The following is a 3,817-nucleotide window of genomic DNA, read 5'->3' as shown; positions in this document are numbered from 1 at the left end:
TGTTGAGCGTCTGGCCGCCACCCTGGGTGGCGGTGCTGTCGACCTGCCGCACACCAAGGCCGGTGCCTTTGCGGGTCAGGCTCTTTTCACTGAGCTTGTTGAAGTCCGGCAGCGCCTTGCTTTGGTCTTCAATGAACCGTGACACGCTGGCGTCGAGGAACTCACCGTCGTTGTCCTTGACGTTTACGCCTTCGGGAATGCGGTTTTCCGCGGTGATGACCACGGTTTTTGTGGCTTCGTTGGTGTACATCGTGCCGACGGCCCCGCTCGGACTGGCCGGCAGCGGATCGGCGACGAAGCCCTTGGGCAACACGAACGTGAACTTGCCGCCGAGCATCGAGACTTTCTCGGTGGCGGCTTTTTCCTTGGCCTTGGCTGCCTGAGCGTTGATGGCGCCGAGGCCGGCGACGGCCGCCAGCAACAGGACGACGGCTTTCTTGCTGAGCAATGACATTCGAATCTCCGGTGGATGGTCGCGCTAGGCGGGCGATCATCCCACGCAGCGCCTTATCACTCCAGCCCGGCCCGTCTGAACACCCGCGCCCTCGCCACAGGGGACGGGTTCAGGCTTGAGGGTGCGCTTGTCTGGACAGGGCCGGTTTAGCCAGTAGCTTGCGGGTCACGCCGAGCATCGCTACCGCCACCGCGACACCCACGGCAAACCCACTCAGGCCCAGGCTCGGCAAGGTCAGCGCCGACACCAGGCAAAACGCCGAAAACGAATACATGCCGGTTGCCGTCGCCCGCAACAATGCGGCGGTGAATGCCGGCCCGCGGGTCTGCTGGGAAAACACCGCCATCACGCTGCCGAGCACCGGGAACACCGCGAGCAGGCCGCTCCAGCGTTCGCCGACCGTGCTGGCGAGCATCGTCACCAGCAAGGTCAGCGCCGCACCGGCGATCATCCGCCAGATCAATTTGTCCGACTTCGGCGCCGGGCCATTGAGTACCGGTTGCACCTTGGGAAACAGGTAGGGCGAGGACAGCAATGCGACCGCCGCGGCGGCCACGGAGAACGGCAGCGACGCCGGAATCAGCGATAACCCCCACGCGATCACGGTCCACACCGCCAATGAAGTCATCAGCGCCGAAGGCCAGTTCGCCCGTTGCGCGACCTGAGCGTAGGTGATGCAGAACGCAATCATCGCAAACATCGCCGACAACGCGGCCACCGCTGACTGCGCGGCAAATGCCGGGCCTTGTTCGATAGCGAGGAAAAACAGGATCGGCCCGACCACCACCGGCAACCCCGACAGCCACCCGGCCACGCTCGGTCCCCAGCGTTTGCCTGCGAGAGAAATCAGCAGCAGAAAACCGGGAATCAGCAGCAGTTTGAGGATCAGCACGCAGGTGTCTCCGTCCGGGTGAGTGGCGTTACGTTAGCATTGTCGACAATTGATTGCTGAAGATGTGCGCAAAATGTGTATACAGGGTACGAGGCACGATCCCCGGCTATGCTCTGTCTATCAGGGCTTGCCGGAGTCGATATTGCAATGAACAGAACACCCAAGGTGCTGCGTGGATGTTGTGGCATCGGTCTGTGGGCGTTATTGCTGACGCCCACCTGGGCCAACTGGCAGGACGCAGTGCCCGGCGCGCAGATCATCGGCACCGGCGATTTCAGCGTGTGGGGCTTCGACGTGTACAACGCGCGTTTGTGGAGCGCCGCGCGGCCGCTGGCGGACGGCCAGCCCTTCGCGCTGGAGCTGATCTATCGCCGCACCATCTCCCGCGAGGACCTGGTCAAGGCCAGCGTCGATGAAATCAAACGTCTGGCAGGCAGCAGCGTCAGTCCCGCGCAACTGGCCGGCTGGCAGATTCAGATGCAGCAGTCGTTCGTCGATGTGCAGGCCGGTACACGAATTACCGGGGTGTACCTGCCGGGACAGGGCGCACGGTTTTTTGTCGGGCAACAGTTGCAGCATGAGATTGATGATCCGCAGTTTGCCCGGGCGTTTTTCGATATCTGGCTGGATCCGCGGACCCGCAGCCCCGAGTTGCGTCAACAGTTACTCGGTGTGAGTCGTTAAGAGCAAAAGATCGCAGCCCTTCAAGGCTTCGGCTGAAACGTCTAAGCTGCGTCTTTCCGACTTGTTTCTGGATGTGTGCGTGAAATTCAGTTTGCCCAAAATCGCCACCGCGCCGTTTTGCCCGCCGGAAGTGGCCGGCAGTGTGGCGGTGGATCCCAATGCCGCGTTCTTCAAACGCGTGCTGCGTTTCGCCGGTCCCGGTTTGCTGGTGTCGATCGGCTACATGGACCCGGGCAACTGGGCAACCGCCATCGAGGCCGGTTCGCGCTTTGGCTATGGCCTGTTGTTTGTGGTGTTGCTGGCGAGCCTGGCGGGCATGGTCGTGCAATGCCTGTGTTCGCGGCTCGGCATCGCCACCGGCCGCGACCTGGCGCAACTTTCTCGTGAGCGCTACAGCACGCCGACCGCGCGCTTGCAATGGGTGCTGGCGGAGATCTCGATCATTGCCACCGACCTGGCCGAAGTGCTCGGCTGCGCCCTGGCGTTTCACTTGCTGCTGGGCTGTTCGCTGACCTTCGGCATTGCCCTGACCGCGTTCGACACGCTGCTGGTGCTGGCCCTGCAAAACCGGGGCTTTCGCCGCCTGGAAGCGATCATGCTGGTGCTGGTGGCCACCATCGGCGTGTGTTTTTTCGTCGAACTGGTGCTGATCAAACCTTACTGGCCGGACGTCTTTCAAGGCTTCAAACCGTCACTGGCGGCGATCAGCGATGCGGCACCGTTGTACCTGGCCATCGGCATTCTCGGCGCGACGGTGATGCCGCATAACCTCTACCTGCACACCTCGATCGTACAGACACGCATGATCGGCCAAGACCTGGCGAGCAAGCAGGACGCGGTGAAGCTGGCACGCATCGACACCATCGGCTCGCTGGCGCTGGCGCTGTTGGTCAACGCGGCGATCCTGATTCTCGCGGCAGCGGCATTTCACCAGTCCGGACATACCGATGTGGTGGATATTCAGGACGCCTATCACTTGCTCGATCCACTGGTGGGCGGGGCATTGGCCAGCGTGCTGTTCGGTGTCGCACTGCTCGCTTCGGGGCAGAGTTCGACCTTCACCGGCACCATCGCCGGGCAGGTGATCATGGAAGGCTACCTGAACCTGCGAATTCCGTGCTGGCAGCGCCGTTTGATCACCCGCGGGCTGGCGCTGATTCCGGCGTTCATCGGCGTGTGGCTGATGGGGGACAACGCGGTGGGCAAGTTGCTGGTGTTGAGTCAGGTGGTATTGAGCCTGCAACTGCCGTTTGCGCTGTATCCGCTGATTCGCATGACCAACGACCGACAGCTGATGGGGCCGTTTGTGAATCGCCTGCCGACCCGGATACTGGCGTGGGGCTTGTTTGCGGTGATCAGTGGGGCGAACGCGTGGTTGATTCTGCAGATGGCGGTGTGAACAGATGTTTTTGTGGTGACTGAAATGGCCCCATCGCTGGCAAGCCAGCTCCCACAGGGTTTGGGGGTGAACAAAGAATTTGAATCCACCCTCAATCACCGTGGGAGCTGGCTTGCCAGCGATGGGGCCATCAAAACCTACATAAATCCAGGCAAAAAAAGACCCGGTGCAACGCCAGTCGCACCGGGTTTTTGTTGCCAGCGAGCAGCGGATGTCGTGGATCCACCGCCCGCCGTTGAACTCGATGTTTAAGCGCGTTCCAGCGCCAGCGCCACGCCCTGACCACCGCCGATGCACAAGGTCGCCAGACCCTTTTTCGCATCACGCTTGATCATCTCGTGCAGCAGGGTTACCAGCACCCGGCAGCCCGAGGCACCGATCGGGTGAC

At 61.9% G+C, this 3,817-nt stretch carries 4 protein-coding genes and 1 pseudogene; 2 read left to right on the top strand and 3 right to left on the bottom strand.

The genetic code is table 11. The annotated features are described in order from the left end of the window. The coding region (locus tag DBR24_RS03965) for a hypothetical protein (protein ID WP_128613961.1) at positions 1-454 on the bottom strand (454 nt) is incomplete at its 3' end. 109 nt (positions 455-563) lie between these two features. Continuing rightward, positions 564-1,346 (bottom strand): hypothetical protein, encoded by a 783-nt coding sequence (locus DBR24_RS03960; RefSeq protein WP_128613960.1) that lies wholly within the window; start codon positions 1,344-1,346, stop codon positions 564-566. A gap of 147 nt (positions 1,347-1,493) precedes the next feature. Here DBR24_RS03960 and DBR24_RS03955 point away from each other — a divergent pair, with 147 nt between their 5' ends. Both DBR24_RS03955 and DBR24_RS03950 read left to right on the top strand, forming a co-directional pair. Next, entirely contained in the window at positions 1,494-2,030 is a 537-nt protein-coding gene (locus DBR24_RS03955) for a chalcone isomerase family protein (RefSeq protein WP_128613958.1), read from the top strand. A 79-nt stretch (positions 2,031-2,109) separates the two neighbouring features. Beyond that, positions 2,110-3,429 carry an Nramp family divalent metal transporter gene (locus tag DBR24_RS03950; protein WP_128613957.1) on the top strand — a complete coding sequence of 440 codons (1,320 nt, stop codon included), beginning with the start codon at positions 2,110-2,112 and terminating at the stop codon, positions 3,427-3,429. A 248-nt stretch (positions 3,430-3,677) separates the two neighbouring features. Here the strand turns inward: DBR24_RS03950 and DBR24_RS03945 are convergent. Beyond that, positions 3,678-3,817, bottom strand: a pseudogene (locus DBR24_RS03945) (acetyl-CoA C-acetyltransferase); the annotation flags it as partial.

This window comes from Pseudomonas sp. HMWF006 (assembly GCF_003061205.1).
In the GTDB taxonomy this organism is placed as follows: Bacteria; Pseudomonadota; Gammaproteobacteria; order Pseudomonadales; family Pseudomonadaceae; genus Aquipseudomonas; species Aquipseudomonas monsensis.
Note: the sequence above shows the minus strand (reverse complement) of the source record. Positions and strands in the feature narration are given on the sequence as shown.

Bases quoted from the DNA above. Each gene is read 5' to 3' on its own strand.
- DBR24_RS03955 (WP_128613958.1), top strand. From the start codon at position 1,494: ATGAACAGAACACCCAAGGTGCTGCGTGGATGTTGTGGCATCGGTCTG.